17 protein-coding genes are annotated in these 18,289 nt (G+C 53.8%); 6 read left to right on the forward strand and 11 right to left on the reverse strand.

The window, feature by feature from the left end; all coding sequences use genetic code 11:
- Positions 1–2: 2 nt before the first annotated feature.
- Positions 3–881, reverse strand: coding sequence for a 4-hydroxy-tetrahydrodipicolinate synthase (dapA, locus tag EHV07_RS16885; protein ID WP_147199148.1), 879 nt, complete (start codon positions 879–881; stop codon positions 3–5).
- Positions 882–1,038: 157 nt separating this feature from the next.
- On the opposite strand from dapA, the gene EHV07_RS16890 reads away from it, so the two are divergent.
- Both EHV07_RS16890 and bcp read left to right on the forward strand, forming a co-directional pair.
- Complete coding sequence (locus tag EHV07_RS16890) at positions 1,039–1,632, forward strand: glycine cleavage system transcriptional repressor (RefSeq protein WP_147199149.1); 594 nt, start codon at positions 1,039–1,041, stop codon at positions 1,630–1,632.
- A complete protein-coding gene (gene bcp / locus EHV07_RS16895; RefSeq protein ID WP_147199150.1) occupies positions 1,610–2,077 on the forward strand; it encodes a thioredoxin-dependent thiol peroxidase in 468 nt (155 codons plus the stop codon). The genes EHV07_RS16890 and bcp overlap by 23 nt, the downstream gene beginning before the upstream one ends.
- A gap of 63 nt (positions 2,078–2,140) precedes the next feature.
- Here the strand turns inward: bcp and EHV07_RS16900 are convergent, their stop codons facing one another.
- The 4 genes from EHV07_RS16900 to EHV07_RS16915 form a co-directional block, all read right to left on the reverse strand.
- Positions 2,141–2,452 carry a hypothetical protein gene (locus EHV07_RS16900; protein WP_147199151.1) on the reverse strand — a complete coding sequence of 104 codons (312 nt, stop codon included), beginning with the start codon at positions 2,450–2,452 and terminating at the stop codon, positions 2,141–2,143.
- Between the two features lie 136 nt (positions 2,453–2,588).
- Positions 2,589–3,650 carry an AI-2E family transporter gene (locus EHV07_RS16905; protein ID WP_147199152.1) on the reverse strand — a complete coding sequence of 354 codons (1,062 nt, stop codon included), beginning with the start codon at positions 3,648–3,650 and terminating at the stop codon, positions 2,589–2,591.
- 96 nt (positions 3,651–3,746) lie between these two features.
- Positions 3,747–5,348 (reverse strand): sensor domain-containing diguanylate cyclase, encoded by a 1,602-nt coding sequence (locus EHV07_RS16910; RefSeq protein WP_147199153.1) that lies wholly within the window; start codon positions 5,346–5,348, stop codon positions 3,747–3,749.
- Positions 5,349–5,605: 257 nt separating this feature from the next.
- Positions 5,606–6,211, reverse strand: coding sequence for a DsrE family protein (locus EHV07_RS16915; RefSeq protein WP_147199154.1), 606 nt, complete (start codon positions 6,209–6,211; stop codon positions 5,606–5,608).
- 698 nt (positions 6,212–6,909) lie between these two features.
- Between EHV07_RS16915 and EHV07_RS16920 the strand changes: the two genes are divergently transcribed.
- Positions 6,910–8,367, forward strand: coding sequence for a M48 family metallopeptidase (locus tag EHV07_RS16920; protein WP_147199155.1), 1,458 nt, complete (start codon positions 6,910–6,912; stop codon positions 8,365–8,367).
- 11 nt (positions 8,368–8,378) lie between these two features.
- Positions 8,379–8,750 (forward strand): arsenate reductase (glutaredoxin), encoded by a 372-nt coding sequence (gene arsC / locus EHV07_RS16925; protein ID WP_147200657.1) that lies wholly within the window; start codon positions 8,379–8,381, stop codon positions 8,748–8,750.
- A gap of 55 nt (positions 8,751–8,805) precedes the next feature.
- Here arsC and hda read toward each other — a convergent pair whose 3' ends face one another.
- The 3 genes from hda to upp form a co-directional block, all read right to left on the reverse strand.
- Positions 8,806–9,507 carry a DnaA inactivator Hda gene (hda, locus tag EHV07_RS16930; RefSeq protein ID WP_217363434.1) on the reverse strand — a complete coding sequence of 234 codons (702 nt, stop codon included), beginning with the start codon at positions 9,505–9,507 and terminating at the stop codon, positions 8,806–8,808.
- Positions 9,508–9,598: 91 nt separating this feature from the next.
- Positions 9,599–10,876, reverse strand: a complete 1,278-nt coding sequence (gene uraA, locus EHV07_RS16935) for a uracil permease (RefSeq protein ID WP_147199157.1) — start codon at positions 10,874–10,876, stop codon at positions 9,599–9,601.
- A 53-nt stretch (positions 10,877–10,929) separates the two neighbouring features.
- Complete coding sequence (gene upp / locus EHV07_RS16940) at positions 10,930–11,556, reverse strand: uracil phosphoribosyltransferase (protein ID WP_125289554.1); 627 nt, start codon at positions 11,554–11,556, stop codon at positions 10,930–10,932.
- A 240-nt stretch (positions 11,557–11,796) separates the two neighbouring features.
- On the opposite strand from upp, the gene purM reads away from it, so the two are divergent.
- A complete protein-coding gene (gene purM / locus EHV07_RS16945; protein WP_147199158.1) occupies positions 11,797–12,837 on the forward strand; it encodes a phosphoribosylformylglycinamidine cyclo-ligase in 1,041 nt (346 codons plus the stop codon).
- Positions 12,834–13,472, forward strand: a complete 639-nt coding sequence (gene purN / locus EHV07_RS16950; protein WP_147199159.1) for a phosphoribosylglycinamide formyltransferase — start codon at positions 12,834–12,836, stop codon at positions 13,470–13,472. Before purM ends, purN begins: the two co-directional genes overlap by 4 nt.
- 240 nt (positions 13,473–13,712) lie before the next feature.
- On the opposite strand, the gene pstB is transcribed toward purN, so the two are convergent.
- Genes pstB through EHV07_RS16965 form a run of 3 tightly spaced genes read right to left on the reverse strand, consistent with a single transcriptional unit; the run spans position 13,713 to position 18,283 of the window.
- Positions 13,713–14,480 carry a phosphate ABC transporter ATP-binding protein PstB gene (gene pstB, locus EHV07_RS16955; protein ID WP_147199160.1) on the reverse strand — a complete coding sequence of 256 codons (768 nt, stop codon included), beginning with the start codon at positions 14,478–14,480 and terminating at the stop codon, positions 13,713–13,715.
- A gap of 15 nt (positions 14,481–14,495) precedes the next feature.
- A complete protein-coding gene (gene pstA, locus EHV07_RS16960; RefSeq protein WP_147199161.1) occupies positions 14,496–16,142 on the reverse strand; it encodes a phosphate ABC transporter permease PstA in 1,647 nt (548 codons plus the stop codon).
- The gene (locus tag EHV07_RS16965) at positions 16,139–18,283 is read right to left on the reverse strand and encodes an ABC transporter permease subunit (protein ID WP_147199162.1); all 2,145 of its coding nucleotides are present in this window, start codon (positions 18,281–18,283) and stop codon (positions 16,139–16,141) included. The genes pstA and EHV07_RS16965 overlap by 4 nt, the downstream gene beginning before the upstream one ends.
- Between the last annotated feature and the right edge of the window lie 6 nt (positions 18,284–18,289).

Consider the following 18,289-nt stretch of genomic DNA (forward strand, 5'->3'; position numbering starts at 1 on the left):
ATTTACAGCAGGCCTGCGTTTTTCAGTGCCTGCTCAACAACCGGACGACCGGCATCAGTCATCGGCGTCATGGGTAGACGCAGCGTATCGGTTGCAATTAATCCTAATTTTTTAGCCGCCCATTTTACCGGGACAGGATTAGGCTCAATAAATAGCTTCTGATGCAGATGCATCAGGCGCTGATTCAGGCGGCGCGCGGCAACGAAGTCACCCTGCTGTGCAAAGGCGCACAGCTCGGCCATTTCGCGCGCGGCGATGTTCGCAGTCACGGAGATTACGCCCTTTCCGCCCAGCTGCATGAAGTCGAGGGCAGAGGCATCATCGCCACTGACCAGCACAAAGTCTTCATCAACCAGCTCTTGGATCTGACTTACCCGCGATAAGTTCCCGGTTGCTTCTTTGATTCCGATAATATTTTTGATTTTCGCCAGACGACCCACGGTTTCCGGCAGCATGTCACAACCGGTACGCGAGGGTACGTTGTAGAGCATTTGCGGCAGATCGGTGCTTTCTGCAATGGCTTTGAAGTGCTGATACAGCCCTTCCTGAGTAGGACGGTTGTAGTATGGGGTAACGGTCAGACAGCCAACCACGCCACTTTTTTCAAAACGTTGGGTCAGTGCGATCCCTTCTGCCGTCGCGTTGGCGCCGGTTCCGGCGATAACAGGAATACGGCCATCGGCTAAATCCAGCGTCATCATCACCACATCACCATGCTCATCATGGCTGAGCGTGGCGGATTCGCCGGTTGTTCCCACGGAGACAATTGCCGCTGTTCCGCTGGCAACATGATAATCAATCAGTTTTTTTAAACTCGTACGGCAGACATACCCTTTGTCATCCATCGGCGTAACGAGCGCAACAATACTTCCCGTGAACATTTGCCATCCCCTCCACAAACAAGTTCTTCATGGTACGTTTGACAGCTATTGAAAAGCAAGCGGCAAGCCCGCGTGGCCCCTTGGCAGAGGGTATTTTTTATGTTTACCTTAGGGTTATCACAATTGCTAATCACTGAGACGCACAGGAAGCATCATTTTGCCGCAGTTACCTCAACAACATTTGGTTATCACCGCCGTGGGGGTCGATCGCCCGGGGATCGTCAATGCCATCACCCGCCACGTCAGCAGCTGCGATTGCAACATTGAAGATAGCCGTCTTGCCATGCTCGGTGATGAATTCACTTTTATCATGCTGCTTTCCGGCAGCTGGAACGCCATTACCCTTATTGAATCCACGCTGCCGCTGAAAGGCGCGGAGCTGGAATTGCTGATCGTGATGAAGCGCACGACTTTTCGCGAACGGCCGCCAATGCCCGCAACGGTATGGGTGCAGGTTGAAGTTGCCGACTCGCCGCATATCATTGAACGCTTTACCGATTTATTCGACTCTCAGCAGATGAATATCGCCGAGCTGGTTTCCCGCACGCAGCCTGCGGCAGAAAATCAGCCGCCTTTGCTCTATATTCAGATCACCGCCCACAGTCCGGCCAGCCAGGATGCCGCGATTATCGAGCAGGCATTTAACAGCCTCTGTACAGAGTTGAGCGCTCAAGGCACTATTAGCGTCGTTCAGTATCCACAGCATGATGAAAAAACGGAGAATAGTGATGAATCCACTGAAGGCCGGTGATTTAGCACCGAAATTTAGCTTGCCCGATCAGGACGGCGAGCAGATAAATTTAACCGACTTCCAGGGACAGCGCGTTCTGGTCTATTTTTACCCGAAGGCGATGACGCCCGGCTGCACCGTTCAGGCTTGCGGCTTGCGCGACAGCATGGACGAATTGAAAAAAGCCGGCGTTGAAGTGTTAGGGATCAGCACGGATAAGCCCGAAAAACTGTCGCGATTTGTTGAGAAAGAGCTGCTGAACTTCACGCTGCTTTCTGACGAAGACCATCAGGTTTCCGAGCAGTTTGGCATCTGGGGCGAGAAGACTTTTATGGGTAAAACCTACGACGGGATTCACCGCATCAGCTTTTTAATCGATGCCAACGGCAAGATTGAGAAGGTGTTCGACGATTTTAAAACCAGTAACCATCACGATATCGTGATGGATTATCTGCAGTCGGCCTGATCAAATCCTGACTCAAAACCCCGCTTTAGTGGGGTTTTGAGTCAAACAGGCCTCTGAGCCAGATTAAGCCTCTTTTTTGGCTTTATGACGAGCAAATGCGTGGCTAATTCCCCTTCGATGATCCGAAACTGCTAAAACAAACTGTTGACCGCTTTCACTGTCAAGGATCTGAACAATGACATTATTATTTCCAAACCTGAGCGTTTTTGCAGGCGAAATGGCGCCGTTACCCGAACGAGGGTTTAACTGACGCCGTGAAAATCGTTGTCCAGACGATACCCGCATCTTGCCCAATGGACGGTAATCTGCCAAACCGACATGCTTTTCACCCGCGACAATCTCACCAAAACTCGCAACCAAATCTTTTCCAGGCAACGAATTTAATCTGTTTTTATCTTGAGTTTTTTCATTTTAGAATCGGTCTCATCTCTCATAATAAAGCCCCTCCGCAACTGTTCATTTAATCGGCACATACAACTGCTGCAATCCTGAGCAATACTTTTCTGTCAGGTCAGAGAGGTTTTGCCAGCTCGTCCGGCCAGGCATGCACGACGGCTTTGACCAGCGTTGCCAGCGGAATAGCGAAGAACACGCCCCAAAAGCCCCACAGGCCACCAAAAATCACCACCGAGAGGATAATCACCAGCGGATGCAAATTGACCGCTTCGGAAAACAGTACCGGCACTAAAATGTTGCCATCCAGTCCCTGAATAATCAGATAAACGATAATCATCGTCCAGAATTCGCTGCCCAGCCCCCACTGCGCCAGACCAACACCCACCACAGGTATCGTCACCGCCAGCGCGCCGACGTAAGGTATCAGTACCGATACACCAACCAGCACCGCCAGTAATAAAGCGTAATTCATGCCGATAGCGAGGAAACCTATCCAGCTGGCAATGCCGACCACGATCATCTCCAGCACTTTGCCACGGATATAGTTGGAAACCTGCTGATTCATCTCTTCCCACACCTGACCGGCCAGGCCGCGATTGCGCGGCAATACCTGACTGATAGCAGCAAGCATTTGCGCTTTGTCTTTTAGCAGGAAAAAGACCATCAGCGGCACCAGTACCAGATAGATTGCCAGCGTCATTAGGCCAACCAGCGATGCCAGCGAGTATTTGACCAGCTGATCGCCCATGCCGCTCAGACGCGCACGCAGATTTTCTACCACAATATCAACAATGCCCACGTCCATTAACGCAGGAAAGCGCTCCGGCAAACGCGTGGCAAAGTGATACAGGCTGGTCAGCATGGCGGGAAGTTCATGCGCGAGATTAATGCTTTGCTGCCAGGCAATCGGTGCGACGACCAAAATCAGCATCAGCACGATGGTGGCAAAAATAATCAGTACGATGGTAGTAGCCCAGGTGCGGGAACAGCCCAGACGCTCAAGACGCACCGTTGGCCACTCCAGCAGATAAGCGACCACCAGCGCGACCAGCAACGGCGCCAGCAGGCCATTAAAGAAGAAAAGAATACCGAAGGCGGCGAGAAGGATCGCCAGTAGTGCAATAGCCTGGGGATCGCTGAACCGACGACGATACCACTGTAATAAAAGATCCAGCATGTCAAACTTCCTGGCTTTCTGAAGGAGCGGGAGAGTCTACATGAAACAGGCTGGCGCTGTCGCGTGAACCGGCTGCGGTCTGGCTCAGGCTGGAAATCAACCTTGCTGACGAAGCTTTTCAGCCTGAATTTCATCCCGCTGCGGGCTAATTATCACCCGATTACGGCCCGCATTTTTAGCCGCGTAGAGCGCATCATCAGCCTGCTTGAACACGCGTTCGACAGAGGCGTTATCAGCAGCCCACAGCGCAACGCCAATGGAAATGGTGACGTGGCCCACCAGCTCTTGCTCCTGCTGTTCGATTCTTTTGCGCACGCGTTCAGCAATCGCACCCGCCATATCGCGGTCTGCGCCAGGGAGGATCATCAAAAACTCTTCACCACCGTTACGACAAACCACATCCGTCTGCCGTGAGCTTTTGCCCAACTGCTGCGCCACGTTCTTAATCACGCTGTCGCCCACGTCATGGCCCCAGGTATCATTCACCCGTTTAAAATGGTCGATATCGAGCGCCAGCACCGCAAACGGTTGATTGGTAGCAATAAAATATTCCAGTACCGCGCTGAGGCCGCGTCGGTTAAGCAAAGACGTTAGCGGATCTGTTTGCACTTCAAACTTCAGCCGACCGATTTTATCCTGCAACAGGCCGATGCCGGTCAGCATTGCGGCTTTAATTTGACTGGCTTCGTAGTACCACGAACGGATATTGCCAATCTCCAGCGAAACGCCCAGCATATCCATCTGCGTCGCTTTACTGGCCAGCTGCCCCAGCGGTTTGGCAATCAATCGGGCAAGGAACCAGGCTAAAAATATCGTCAACAGTACCCAGGGAATGGAGCGCAGCAGAACTTTCAGCACCAGGCTGGTCAAAGGCACCAGCGTAGTCTGCGTCGGCTTCATCGCAACAATCATCCAGCCCGGCGTGGCAACCATGGCGTAGCCTGCCAGCATCGGTTCGCCATGCTGTTTTAACACCTGCTGATAACCATTATCTTTTTTACGATCGTCGCTGATTAACGGCTTAATCGTCTGCCCGATGAGCCTGCTGTTCTGGTGATAAAGCACCCGGTTGTCGCCGTCAACGACGTACAGCGACGAGCCGTCGCGATAAAACTGCTCGCCCAGCAATTCGTTAAGAATGCTTTTTTTCTTCAGGTAAATCGTGCCGCCAATAAAACCAAGGTAGTTGCCGTTTGCAGACCAGATATGGTAAGAAACAAACACCATCAGATTATTGGCGGCGGAAAGCGTGGCTTTACTGACCAGCGGCCGACGTTCCGCCAGTGCCTGACGCGTGGCGCTGGAGGTCAGATGCATCCCTTTAAGCATCAGTGATTCAGGCGAAATAGCTTTCAACCAACCGTTGGCATCGACAATCACTACCGAGTTGAAGCTGCGGGTCTGTTCACGCAGGCGATTCACTTCACGCAAGGTCAGAGCATCGTCATCCATACCCGAACTGATTTCTTTCGCACTCCAGGCAAGCTGCGACTCGGCCTGCTGGAAAAACATTTCCGTCGTGGAAGCCAGCTTGGTGGCATAGACGCGGTTAGACTCCAACGTGTTATTAATCAGCACTTCCCGCTGTACCTGCGAACTGGCATAGAGCGAACTGGCTAATGTAATTACAATGCTGGCTATCACTAATAAAGTAATAAGCGTTAGCAAGTCCGCCCTGAGTCTTTTTTGCCTCAGCATGGGCTTACCTCGAAGAAACATGTCATAGATGTCGCGTCTTATTTTTTTAGGTCTTATGGCGTCTCATGCCCTGGTGAAGCATGCGCTGATAGTACATCATCCCCCCTTCCCTCTTCGGCCATGTGCAGAAGAAGAGAACCGGCAGGCTGTGATCTACGTTATCGTCCATATGGCCAAAAACTTAAGGCAAACATTTCATTCTTCAGCAGGAAATTAAGCGGGCCAGCGCCCGCTATGTTAAGAAAACGTAAGGATTATTACATGGCGAGAAAAGCGTAGCCTTGATTTTCCAGCGTTGCGACGGTTGTCGGGCTGGATAAAGCATGTGTAACAGAAGTATCGATCCAGTCATGATTAAAATGATGAAAAGCGACCGACTGATCGCAAACCGAGACGTCCACACCTTTCGCCCGCAGTTCATTAATCAGCTTCAGGTTCGGGTTATCAACACCATAAAACTTTTTGTATTGCGCATTCGTGAGCATGGCTGGCGTGCCATCACCCGTAACGGAAACCACGAATTTCAACTTATCCTGCGGGACACCGGCAGCAATATATAAATTAACCACGCGGGCAACCCGTTCAAGACCGAGGTTAGGCACGGTGGGGCCATTTTCCGCTTTGGTAATCTGGAAAACGACTTTATTACTGTCTCCGCTTGCAGGCTTATAAGCGGCATCGGATTCGTAATGAATTTTGCCATACCCATCAATAGCGGGCGTTGTCCAGAATCCTTCAGGGTCGCTGGGCTGACTGCCAAAATGCTGGCTAAATTTATCGGCCAGATCGGGGGCTTTTGAAAAACTGGCTCCCACCAGGCCGGCTACAACAGCAATTAAAACGTAAGATAAAACAGGGCGCATAGAATCCTCTCTACCTTCATACTTGCGTCAGTGGCCTGACGTCAAAAAGGAAAATAAACGTAACGGTTAAGAAAACGAAAAGAGATATACCACAGTTAAAAATATAATTTCATCGAACAAATAATCGTAATGGCTGGTAGTGCCATTTTTTTGTTCGTCCAAATAAGTTTTCATTCTCATTTGCAAAATAAATAAGTGGGATTAGCGTGGCAATAAAGAGCCAGTATTAATCATGGCTTTAACTTTTAAAAGAAACAAAACTCCCTGAATTAACAGGCACCACCTCAATCCTGATATTTTCCAGCCCCGTCAAACTGCCATTATTCTTTTATTTGTTGGTACGGTAGATTCTGTATAAATGTAACAAAAAGACGCTCGATCCTTGCGTAATGGTTTTGTTACAACACGATCAATTAACTTGTTTTTCGGACTATACCTAACCATTTACATACAAACTTCAATTTATTTGAGTAAACCTGACAAATTTTAATTAAATAGCGCAGGATTGCTCACCCTGTAAGCGCAGTGTCTTTCAGTTTTTTTAAGTGAGTTACGCCCGGTTTCTTTCTGGCCTGATGAATAGCTGACGCGAGTCGTTTCCTTCCTCATTTCCTGTGGTTAAGATAGCCTGCGGTAAACATCCGGGATGCGGATCACCGCGAAGGATCAACGAGGACTTCATCAGAATGGGATTCAGTATGATTAACCGATTGAAGCACTGCGCGCTGGCATCAATGATCGCTGCACTGGCGGCAACCTCATTTTCCGTCGCAGCGGACGTCAGCGATATGTTACCGGATATCGGTACGACCGCCGGTAATACGCTCTCTATTAATCAGGAACTGGCGATGGGTGATTTCTATGTGCGCCAGCTACGCGCCAGTGCGCCCCTGATCAACGATCCCCTGCTGAATGACTATGTGAATCAGCTCGGCCAGCGGCTGGTTACGCATGCCTGGTCGGTGAAAACGCCTTTTCATTTTTATCTCGTCAGCAATGATGAAATTAACGCCTTCGCTTTTTTTGGCGGCAATGTGGTGCTGCACTCCGCGCTCTTTCGCTATACCGATAATGAAAGCCAGCTGGCTTCGGTTATGGCTCATGAAATCTCCCACGTTACGCAGCGCCATCTGGCACGCGCGATGGAAGAGCAACAGCGCAATGCACCACTCACCTGGGTTGGGGCTTTAGGCTCCATTTTACTGGCGATGGCTAACCCGCAGGCGGGAATGGCTGCCCTGAGCGGTACGCTGGCCGGTACGCAACAGGGCATTATCAGCTTTACTCAGCAAAACGAGCAGGAAGCGGACCGTATTGGTATTCAGGTGCTTCAGCGTGCCGGATTTGATCCCCAGGCCATGCCGAACTTTCTGCAAAAACTGGCGGATCAGTCGCGCTTTTCCTCCAAACCGCCGGAAATTTTGCTCACCCATCCCCTTCCCGACAGCCGCCTTTCCGATGCCCGCAACCGTGCTAACCAGATGAAAGCGGTCGTGGTGCAGTCTTCGCAAGACTTTTACATGGCAAAAGTGCGCATACTTGGGATGTACGCCACAGGACAAAATCAGCTTACTGACGATCTGCTTGATACACTTAGTAAGGGCAATACGCGTGAACAGGCCGCCGCTCAGTACGGCAAAGCCGTGCAGTTTTTACAGGCGAAAAGCTTTGAGAATGCCCGACGCATTATTGCGCCGCTGCTGGCTAAACAACCCGGCAATGTCTGGTATCTGGATATTATGACGGATATCGACATCGGCCTGAACCAGCCTCAGCGCGCCGTAGCGCTGTTGCAGGGCGCTCAGGCAAGCGGTAGCCCGGTTGTGCAGCTGAACCTGGCGAACGCCTTTGTTGAAGCCAAACAGCCGGCGAATGCCAGTAAAGTGCTTTACCGTTATACCTGGGCGCACAAAGATGACCCTAACGGCTGGGATCTGCTGGCTAAAGCCTCTGCCGATCAGGGGCTAAGCGATGAAGAACAGGCGGCACGTGCCGAAAGTCTGGCGTTGAATGGCCAGTTGGATCAGGCGATCCGCAGCCTGAGCAGCGCCAGCGCGTCGGTGCCGTTGGGTAGCCTTAAACAGGCGCGGTATGATGCGCGGATTGACCAGCTGCGTCAGTTACAGCAGCGTTTCCATCAATATCAGAAAAAATAGAGAGGTGAATGATGTCCGATATCCTGATCTATCATAACCCACGCTGCTCCAAGAGCCGCGAAACGTTACAGCTCCTGCAAGCACAGGGAATTACCCCTGAAATCGTACTCTATCTGGAGGATCCCCCGCCTGTCAGCACGCTGAAAACGCTCCTGGCGAAGCTGGAATTCACCACCGCCCGGGAGCTGATGCGTCAGCAGGAAGATGTTTATAAGCAGCTGAATCTGGATGATGAAACCTTAAGCGAGGAGCAGCTACTGCAAATCATGGCCGATAATCCGAAGCTAATTGAGCGACCTATTGTCATTGCCTATGGCAGAGCGCGTCTGGGGCGACCGCCGGCGCAGGTGCTGGAGATCCTGACCACCGCTAAGGCATACTAAAACATGCAGAAAAGAGTAAATGTTTTACGTGATGCCAGTGGCTTTATGCCGCTATTTACAGGCCCAGCGCTTCCTTCACAAACGGAATAGTGAGCTTGCGCTGGGCGCTGATGGAAGCGCGATCCAGCTTGTCGAGCGTGACGAACAGCGTACGCATTTCACGATCCAGCCTTTTTAGCAGAAAACGTCCCACGTCCTCAGGAAGTTCAAAACCTCGCAATTTTGCGCGCAACTGCATTGCCTGAAGTTTGTCTTCGTCGGATAACGGTTGCAGCCGATAGATTTGTCCCCAGTCGAGGCGGGAAGCGAGATCCGGTAGCTTTAAATTCAGCTGACGGGGTGGACGATCGCCCGTGATCAGCAGACGCGTTTTACCGGTTTCCAGAATGCGGTTATAGAGATCGAAGATCGCCATTTCCCAGGGCTCATCGCCTGCAATGCATTCAATATTATCAATGCAGATCAGCGCCAGCTGTTCCATTCCATCCAGCACCTCTGGCACAAACCAGGTGCGCTTATCCAGCGGCACGTAACCTACTGCTTCACCGCGAGCGGACAGCTGTGCGCAGGCAGCATGCAGCAGATGGCTGCGGCCGCCGCCTTCCCGTGACCAGAAATAGAAATAGCTGCCGTGCTCCTGTTGCAGCGCACTTTGCAGCGCAGCAATCAGCGACGGATTTTCCCCTGGCCAGAAGCTGGCGAAGGTTTCATCGTCGGGCAAGTAGAGTGGCAAAGAGAGCTGTGCCGGCGTATTCAGAAGCACCTCAGTATCGATCGGGCAAAATCCGGCTGAAGTTTATCACAACTCTGCAAGGATTATGAAACGGGCAGCCGCAGCTGCCCGAAACTTAATCGCGATCTTCAGGCTCGAGGATCACCTCTTCCGGGCGGATCAGGCTAATGACTTTAAAAATCAGGCTCAGCGCGATACCCACGATAGTCGCCAGCGCCATGCCTTTCAGTTCGGCCGCGCCGATATGAACCGTGGCGCCGCTGACGCCAATTATCAGGATCACCGAGGTCAGGATCAGGTTTTGCGCCTTGTTGTAATCGACTTTCGATTCGATCAGCACGCGGATCCCTGAAGCGCCAATCACGCCATAAAGCAGCAGCGATACGCCGCCCATCACCGGCACCGGCACCGCCTGAATTGCCGCAGCCAGCTTGCCGACGCACGACAGCAAAACGGCCAGAATGGCCGCGCCACCAATCACCCAGGTACTGTAAACACGGGTGATTGCCATTACGCCGATGTTTTCGCCATAGGTAGTATTTGGCGTGGAGCCGAAAAAGCCTGAAAATACGGTAGAAATGCCGTTAGCAAACATCGAACGGTGCAGACCCGGATCTTTTAGCAGGTCTTTTTTAACAATATTTGCCGTCACCACCAGATGGCCAACATGCTCGGCAATCACCACCAGCGCGGCAGGTAAAATTGTCAGCATGGCCGCCCATTCGAAGCGCGGCGTATAAAAGGTCGGTAAGGCAAACCAGGGCGCGGCTTCAACCGTCGACCAGTTGACGATCCCCATGAAGTAAGAGAGCGCATACCCCACCAACACCCCGACCAAAATGGGAATAATGGCCAGGAAGCCGCGAAACAGCACCGAGCCAAATACCGTTACCGCCAGCGTCACCATGGAAATCAGGATCGTTTTACCGTCGACGGACGCGCCGTTTGCCGGCAGCAGCCCGGCCATATTCGCCGCCACGCCAGCCAGCTCCAGACCAATGACGGCCACAATGGCACCCATTGCCGCAGGTGGAAACATCACGTCCAGCCAGCCAGTACCGGCTTTTTTAACAATCAGCGCCACCAGGCAGAACAGCACGCCGCACAAAATAAAGCCACCCAGCGCCACTTCATAACCCAGCGGCAACAGCAGCAGTACCGGTGAGATAAAAGCAAAGCTCGATCCCAGATAAGCGGGGATTTTTCCTTTACAGATAAATAAATACAGCAGCGTGCCGAGGCCGTTAAACAGCAGCACCGTCGCCGGGTTAATATGGAAAAGGATAGGAACCAGCACCGTCGCGCCAAACATGGCGAACAGATGCTGGAAGCTGAGTGGAATAGTTTGCAGCAGCGGTGGCCGCTCGCTTACGCCTATCGCGCGACGCGTCATAGTAATACCCTTTTTCAGACAATAAAAAACCGACTCTCTGGTCGGCTTAACGCTTATTTCGTACCGAAGATCTTATCGCCTGCGTCGCCGAGGCCAGGAATGATATATCCTTTTTCGTTCAGCCCCTGATCGACTGATGCGGTGTACAGCTCAACGTCCGGGTGCGCTTTTTCCAGGGCGGCAATCCCTTCCGGCGCGGCAACCAGCACCAGCACTTTGATGCTGCTACAGCCCGCTTTTTTCAGCAGATCGATAGTGGCGATCATCGACCCCCCGGTCGCCAGCATCGGGTCAACGACCAGCGCCATGCGTTCTTCAATGTTTGAAACCAGCTTCTGGAAATACGGCACGGGCTCCAGCGTTTCTTCATCACGGTAAACGCCGACGACGCTGATACGAGCGCTTGGCACGTGCTCCAGCACGCCTTCCATCATACCCAGACCGGCACGCAGGATGGGTACGACGGTAATTTTCTTACCTTTGATCTGATCGATTTCCACCGGGCCATTCCAGCCCTCAATGGTCACTTTTTCCGTTTCTAAATCCGAGGTCGCCTCGTAAGTCAGCAGGCTACCTACTTCTGAAGCCAGCTCACGAAAGCGTTTAGTACTGACATCCTGCTCACGCATCAGACCCAGTTTATGTTTGACCAATGGGTGTTTAACTTCCACGATCTTCATTGTTGTTCTCCCGGAAAATATTGCTAAAAAAAAATCGCGGGATTATAGCGCCATTCCGGCGCTGCAACCTACCATTTAATCCAGGTTTTAAAACATCACACACGCTCCTGTAAGAATTGGCTAAAATTTAGCTATCCGCAATGTCACGGAAGATGAGGCTCGCAAACGTTTGCCTGCGCTGTTAGAATTGCCGCGCTTTATTTTCCAACCACCAACCGCAAACCGCGTGGGGATTTCGCAGTGACCGACAAAACCTCTCTCAGCTATAAAGACGCCGGCGTAGATATCGATGCTGGTAATGCTTTAGTCGATCGTATTAAAGGCGTGGTGAAAAAGACGCGTCGCCCGGAAGTGATGGGTGGACTGGGCGGTTTCGGTGCGCTTTGTGCGCTGCCGCAAAAATACCGTGAGCCCGTTCTGGTTTCCGGCACTGACGGCGTCGGCACCAAGCTGCGTCTGGCGATGGACCTGAAACGCCACGATACTATCGGTATCGATCTGGTCGCGATGTGCGTGAATGATTTGGTGGTACAGGGCGCCGAGCCGCTGTTCTTCCTTGACTATTATGCGACGGGCAAGCTGGACGTGGACACCGCTGCCAGCGTGATCACCGGCATCGCCGAAGGCTGTTCCCAGTCCGGCTGTGCGCTGGTGGGCGGCGAAACCGCTGAAATGCCAGGCATGTACCACGGTGAAGATTACGACGTGGCAGGCTTCTGCGTCGGCGTGGTGGAAAAATCAGAAATTATTGACGGCAGCAAAGTACAGGATGGCGACGTGCTGATCGCGCTGGGCTCCAGCGGGCCACACTCCAACGGCTACTCGCTGGTACGTAAAATTCTGGAAGTCAGCAAAACCGATCCTGAAGCGACCCAGCTTGAGGGCAAATCGCTGGCCGATCACCTGCTGGCACCCACCCGCATCTATGTGAAGAACATCCTGAGCCTGATTGAACAGGTTGATGTGCATGCCATCGCGCACCTGACCGGCGGCGGCTTCTGGGAAAACATCCCTCGCGTGCTGCCAGATAACACCCAGGCAGTTCTGGATGAAAAAAGCTGGGAATGGCCAGCGGTGTTTGGCTGGATGCAGGAAGCGGGCAACGTTAGCCGTTTTGAAATGTACCGCACCTTTAACTGCGGCGTCGGCATGCTGATTGCGCTGAGCGCAAGCGAAGCGGATAAAGCGGTTGAGCTGATGACCGCAGCCGGTGAGAAAGCCTGGAAGATTGGCGTGATCAAAGCGTCAGATTCCGAAGAGCGGGTGGTTATCAACGCATGAAAAGGCTGGTAGTGCTTATTTCTGGTCAGGGGAGCAATCTCCAGGCCATTCTGGAAGCCTGCCAGCAGCAGCGGATCCACGGCAGCGTCGCTGCCGTATTCAGCAATAAGGCCGAGGCTTACGGGCTGACGCGTGCGCGTGAAGCGGGTGTCGCTGCTCACGCGCTCAGCGCGGCTGATTTTGCCGATCGCGAAGCATTCGACCGTCAGCTGATGCTGGAAATCGATGCTTATGCGCCCGATCTGGTGGTGCTGGCGGGCTATATGCGTATTCTCAGCCCGGCATTTGTTGCTCGCTACGCGGGTCGGATGCTCAATATCCACCCTTCCCTGCTGCCCAAATACCCCGGTTTACATACTCATCGTCAGGCCATTGAAAACGGCGATGACGAGCATGGCACTTCCGTGCATTTTGTTACTGAGCAGCTGGACGGCGGCCCGGTGATCCTTCAGGCGAAAGTTCCAATCTTTGCCGGTGATACCGAAGAGGATGTGACGGAGCGCGTGCAGCATCAGGAACATGCTATCTATCCGCTGGTTGTTAGCTGGTATCTGGAAGGAAGAGTAGTGATGCGCGACGGTGCTGCCTGGCTGGACGGTAAAGAATTACCGCCGGAAGGCCATGCTTACGACTGAACCGGCTAAAAAACGGTTGAGGCGGTTGAGATAGTGCTCGCGTGAGGAGCATGTTTTTTTGCAGGCCATGAATTTGTTCAGAGCATCAGGAATACGGTACGGTAATAACGCCGCCCGGGCCATAGACGGCCCGGGCGGCGCTGTCAGGAAGGCGCTTTTTGTGCCTTTATGCACGGCCCGTGTTCCTGACGCCTGCACGGTGCAACAGGCCACTTTTTCCCTTCAGCCAAAACGTTCGATTCAGCCATAGCGCCCGGTAATATAATCTTCCGTACGCCGCTGCCGTGGCGTGGTAAATATCTTATCCGTCTCGCCAAACTCCACCACGCTGCCCTGATGCATAAACGCGGTAAAATCCGATACGCGTGCCGCCTGCTGCATATTGTGTGTAACCAAAACCAGCGTAAAATGCTGTTTAAGCGTGCTCATCAACTCTTCAATGACCAGCGTACTGATGGGATCCAGGGCGGATGTCGGCTCATCCAGCAGTAAAATTTCAGGTTCGATGGCTATCGCTCTGGCAATCACCAGCCGCTGCTGCTGTCCGCTGGAAAGCGTTAGCGCATTCTGCCAGAGATTGTTTTTAACTTCGCTCCACAGCGCCGCTGCGCGTAAAGCTCGCTCAACCGCTTCATCGAGTACCCGACGATCACGCACGCCTTGCAGACGCAGCCCGTAAACCACATTTTCGTAGATGGTTTTCGGGAACGGATTTGGACGCTGGAAGACCATCCCCACCTTTCTGCGCAGCGCGGCCAGATCCCGGCTGTCGCCCAAAATCGATTGCTGATTAATGCGAATATCACCCTCAGTCCGGCAGCCGTCGATTAAATCATTCATCCGGTTAAAGCAGCGCAGCAGGGTCGACTTACCGCAGCCGGAAGGCCCAATCAGCGCGGTGATCCGGTTTTTGGGCACGTTTAGCCTGATGGCACTAAGCGCCTGCTTCTCGCCATACCACAGTGAAAGATCCTCCACCTCCAGCACGGTGTCCAACTCATTATGCATTACTGCCCTCGCTCATTAATTCATCAGCGCGCGATAGCGCTCGCGCAGACGATGACGCAGTGCCATCGCTAACAGATTCAACGCCAGGATAATGATCACCAGCAGCAGCGCTGTGGCAAAAACCAGCGGGCGATCGGCCTGCGCATTTGGACTCTGGAAAGCCAGGTCATAGATTTGAAACCCGAGATGCATAAATTTGCGATCCAGGTGCAGATACGGAAAAATCGAATCCACCGGCAGCTCCGGCACCATTTTTACCACGCCCACCAGCATCAGCGGCGCGGTTTCGCCCGCGGCTCGGGCCACGGCGAGGATCAGTCCGGTTAACATGGCCGGTATCGCCAGAGGCAGCGTAACGTGCCACAACGTTTCCGCCTGCGTTGCGCCCAGCGCCAGCGATCCCTGGCGCAGCGATTGCGGAATGCGCGAAAGCCCCTCTTCGGTAGCCACAATCACTACCGGTAAGGTCAGAAGCGCCAGCGTCAGGGACGCCCATAGCAGGCCTGGAGTCCCGAAGGTAGGATTGGGTAAAGCGCTGGCGAAAAACAGCTGATCGAGACTGCCGCCAACCAGCCAGACAAAAAAGCCCAGCCCAAATACGCCATAAACGATGGACGGTACCCCAGCCAGATTGACTACCGCAATGCGTACCAGCCGGGTCATCAGGCTGTTTCCGGCATACTCATGCAGCCAGATTGCTGCAATCACCCCCAGCGGCATGACCACGACCGACATCAGTAGCACCATCAATACCGTGCCGAAAATAGCCGGAAATACCCCTTCATCTCCCAAACTACTGCCTGAAGATCCGCTAACGAAATGCCAGAGCTGCAGCAGGAAATGCTGCCATTTTTCACCGTAGCTCATGGCATTAGGATACCAGGCCGCCATGATATTACTCAGCGGTACCTGATGCTGTAGCCCGTGAACATCGCGCAGGATCAGCACCGTGCTTGCGCTTTCATTATTCAGCGCAATCAGCTGATTTGCCTTAGCGGCAAACTGTCGCTGAATTTCAGCACTGTCCGCCTGATGAATCGACTCGGCCTGGGCAGTATAGCGATGCTGCTGTTTCAAATGCCGCTGCTGCTCTGCCAGCTGCTCCATTTCGCTGTTCAGTTTTGCCATGCTGACGCGCCGGATAGCATCGGCCTGTTTTTGGCGCTCGCGAGTTTGTTTAATCCTCTGTTGCAGCACCTGCATCATATTTTTTGCTATCAGCGGCTGGCCGTTTTCCAGCAGGCCATCAAACCAGCCATACGCCATACCGCCGCTTCTTCGCTGGAGCGCAATGACGCCGCTGGGATAGTTTTCATCAATAATTTCACTGCTCAACAGACTGTGGAAATCGGTGTCGGCAAAGTCGCGATTCCCGGTTTTAATCAGGTAGCGCGTCACCTCTTCCGGCAGCGATGATGGCAGGGAGACGCCACTGTCCAGCAGCTGCTGACGTGAAACCCGCCCGGCGCTCACCTGCTCACCCAGCATCAGCGTTTGCCCTGCTGGTTTTTGAAGCGTAAAGAGCGTGACCGGCTGTGGCCAGAAATAGCGTAAACCGGTCATGCCCAATAATAAAATCAGCAGGATAAAAGCCAGCAGGCTGACGGCGACCGCGCCCGCCGTCAGCCATCGCCAACGGTGATTGTTCTTTACCGCACTCATCCCTGCATCTCCTGCTGACCAAAGCGCTGTCGCAGCCGCTGACGAACCAGTTCGGCAAGCGTATTGATCACCAGCGTAAAGACCAGCAGCACCAGTGCACTGAGGAACAGCACGCGATAATGCCCACTTCCCGCCGCCGCTTCCGGCATTTCAATCGCCACATTTGCCGCGAGGCTACGTACGCCATGCAGCAGGCCGCCCTCCGTAACCGGCGTGTTGCCCGTGGCCATCAGCACGATCATCGTTTCCCCTATTGCCCGGCCAAAACCGATCATCAGCGCGGCAAAAATACCTGCCGATGCGCCGGGCAACACCACGCGGGTGAGCGTCTGCCATGGCGTAGCGCCCAGCGCCAGCGATCCCTGCCCTAACGCAGGCGGGACGCTGAAAATGGCATCTTCCGCCAGGGTAAAAATCAACGGCACCAGCGCGAAGCCCATCGCCACGCCCGCTATCAATAAATTGCGTTGCTGATAGCCGCCGCTGAGGCGGCTGGCAAGGCTCTGACCCGTCAGGCTCTGTTCCAGTAAAGGAATGGCCCACACGCAGAACAGCGATGCCAGCAGCAGCAGCGGCAACAAAATCCAGATTTCACGCCCTTCGGCACATAAGCGCCGACGCCACTGCGGCGCCAGGCGCTGCGAGAGCCAGCCACACAGCAGCAGCGTTATCGTCAGAACCCCTGGCAACAACAACAGGCCCAGCAGCCGCTCAGCCAGGATGGGGGCCAGCCATATACCGGCGATCAGCCCAATGACTACGCTGGGCAACGCCCCCATCATCTCTATTGCCGGTTTCACCCAGCGTCGCAGGGCAGGCGCCATAAACCAGGCGGTATAGATTGCTGCCGCCAGCGCCAGCGGCGTGGCAAACAGCATCGCCAGCCCGGCCGCCTTTAGCGTGCCCACGACCATCGGGACCAGGCTGAATTTGCCCTGATAGTCATCATTTGCCGACGTGGACTGCCAGACATAGTCTGGCGCAGGATAGTGTTCGTACCAGACTTTTTGCCACAGGTTCCGCCAGCTGATATCCGGCCACGGATCGGCTATCAGAAAATGTTGCCAGCGGCCTGCGCGCTCAATCACTAAGCCATCGCCGCGCGGGGAGAAAATCGCGTTCGTAATGCCCGCTCCCAGCTGATGCGAGAAAAGCACGCCGTTTCGCTTACTGGAAAACAGCGCTAACGCTCCTGAGGGAGCAAGCGTGGCGAATACGCGGCGATGGGCCTCTGTCAGCAGCAGCTTCTCAGCCTTTGCGCCAGCAAAATAATGTATAAAGCGTAAATGCGGGCCGGTTTCGCTGGCGATATCAAACCACTGTGAGATCCCTCTCGCATCGACCACCAGCAGCGTACTCCCGCCGCTGAGCAGCGCTATCCGCTCCGGCGGCTGCGCAAAGGTTTGGCTATCGCGAAGCTCAAGCCCCTCAGAAGTGATGCGCCAGACGCGCAGAATATTGCCCGAGAGGCCGTACAACAGCTGACCATCGGGTGCCAGCAGCAGCTGACGAATATCCGCTATGGCGACGGTGTTATTCACCGCATTTTGCGCCGGCTGCAACCGTGACAGCGTAATCTGCTGCGGGCTGGCCTGAGCAATCAGCCAGTGTTGCTCATCAGGGTGCGCCAGCGCCATCAGTGTTGCTGACGGATCGCCCACGCTCAGCGGCCGGTCACCCAGCGGAAACGTCCAGCGTGGCGCTTTATCCACATTCAACGCGCTGAAGTCAGGCTCCACCACCAGCAGGCCGGCCGGGGTTTTTAACAGCACGCTGCCGTTATCGGCTGAGGTTGCGGCCGTGACCGTACCCTGAGACAGCGCCAGCGGGGTATAAGCAGGCTGACTGTCCAGCGGAATAAACTCTGCCTGTCCGTGTTCATCAATGCGCCATCCCCATTTCTGCTGCGCATCCGTTCCCATTGCCACGGCAGCAGTGGATTGTGTCAGGGCAATCTCTTTACTGCTGGTTATCGTGGGAGAAGAAAACAGCGGGACGACAACCCAAACCAGCCAGACAAACAGCAACAGCATCACCAGCAGAATCGCCAGCCCGCACGCCATCACCAGATAGCGGGTTAACCGGTCAATGATGCGTCGGCGACCGTCATTAAATTGTGCAGGAATGGGGGTTGGAGTCATGCCATT

The organism is Pantoea sp. CCBC3-3-1, from assembly GCF_007981265.1.
GTDB lineage: Bacteria > Pseudomonadota > Gammaproteobacteria > Enterobacterales > Enterobacteriaceae > Erwinia.

Bases quoted from the DNA above. Each gene is read 5' to 3' on its own strand.
- EHV07_RS16905 (WP_147199152.1), bottom strand. From the start codon at position 3,650: ATGCTGGATCTTTTATTACAGTGGTATCGTCGTCGGTTCAGCGATCCC.
- EHV07_RS16965 (WP_147199162.1), bottom strand. From the start codon at position 18,283: ATGACTCCAACCCCCATTCCTGCACAATTTAATGACGGTCGCCGACGC.
- pstB (WP_147199160.1), bottom strand. From the start codon at position 14,480: ATGCATAATGAGTTGGACACCGTGCTGGAGGTGGAGGATCTTTCACTG.
- pstA (WP_147199161.1), bottom strand. From the start codon at position 16,142: ATGAGTGCGGTAAAGAACAATCACCGTTGGCGATGGCTGACGGCGGGC.
- dapA (WP_147199148.1), bottom strand. From the start codon at position 881: ATGTTCACGGGAAGTATTGTTGCGCTCGTTACGCCGATGGATGACAAA.
- purN (WP_147199159.1), top strand. From the start codon at position 12,834: ATGAAAAGGCTGGTAGTGCTTATTTCTGGTCAGGGGAGCAATCTCCAG.
- EHV07_RS16920 (WP_147199155.1), top strand. From the start codon at position 6,910: ATGATTAACCGATTGAAGCACTGCGCGCTGGCATCAATGATCGCTGCA.
- upp (WP_125289554.1), bottom strand. From the start codon at position 11,556: ATGAAGATCGTGGAAGTTAAACACCCATTGGTCAAACATAAACTGGGT.
- bcp (WP_147199150.1), top strand. From the start codon at position 1,610: ATGAATCCACTGAAGGCCGGTGATTTAGCACCGAAATTTAGCTTGCCC.
- EHV07_RS16915 (WP_147199154.1), bottom strand. From the start codon at position 6,211: ATGCGCCCTGTTTTATCTTACGTTTTAATTGCTGTTGTAGCCGGCCTG.
- arsC (WP_147200657.1), top strand. From the start codon at position 8,379: ATGTCCGATATCCTGATCTATCATAACCCACGCTGCTCCAAGAGCCGC.
- uraA (WP_147199157.1), bottom strand. From the start codon at position 10,876: ATGACGCGTCGCGCGATAGGCGTAAGCGAGCGGCCACCGCTGCTGCAA.
- EHV07_RS16910 (WP_147199153.1), bottom strand. From the start codon at position 5,348: ATGCTGAGGCAAAAAAGACTCAGGGCGGACTTGCTAACGCTTATTACT.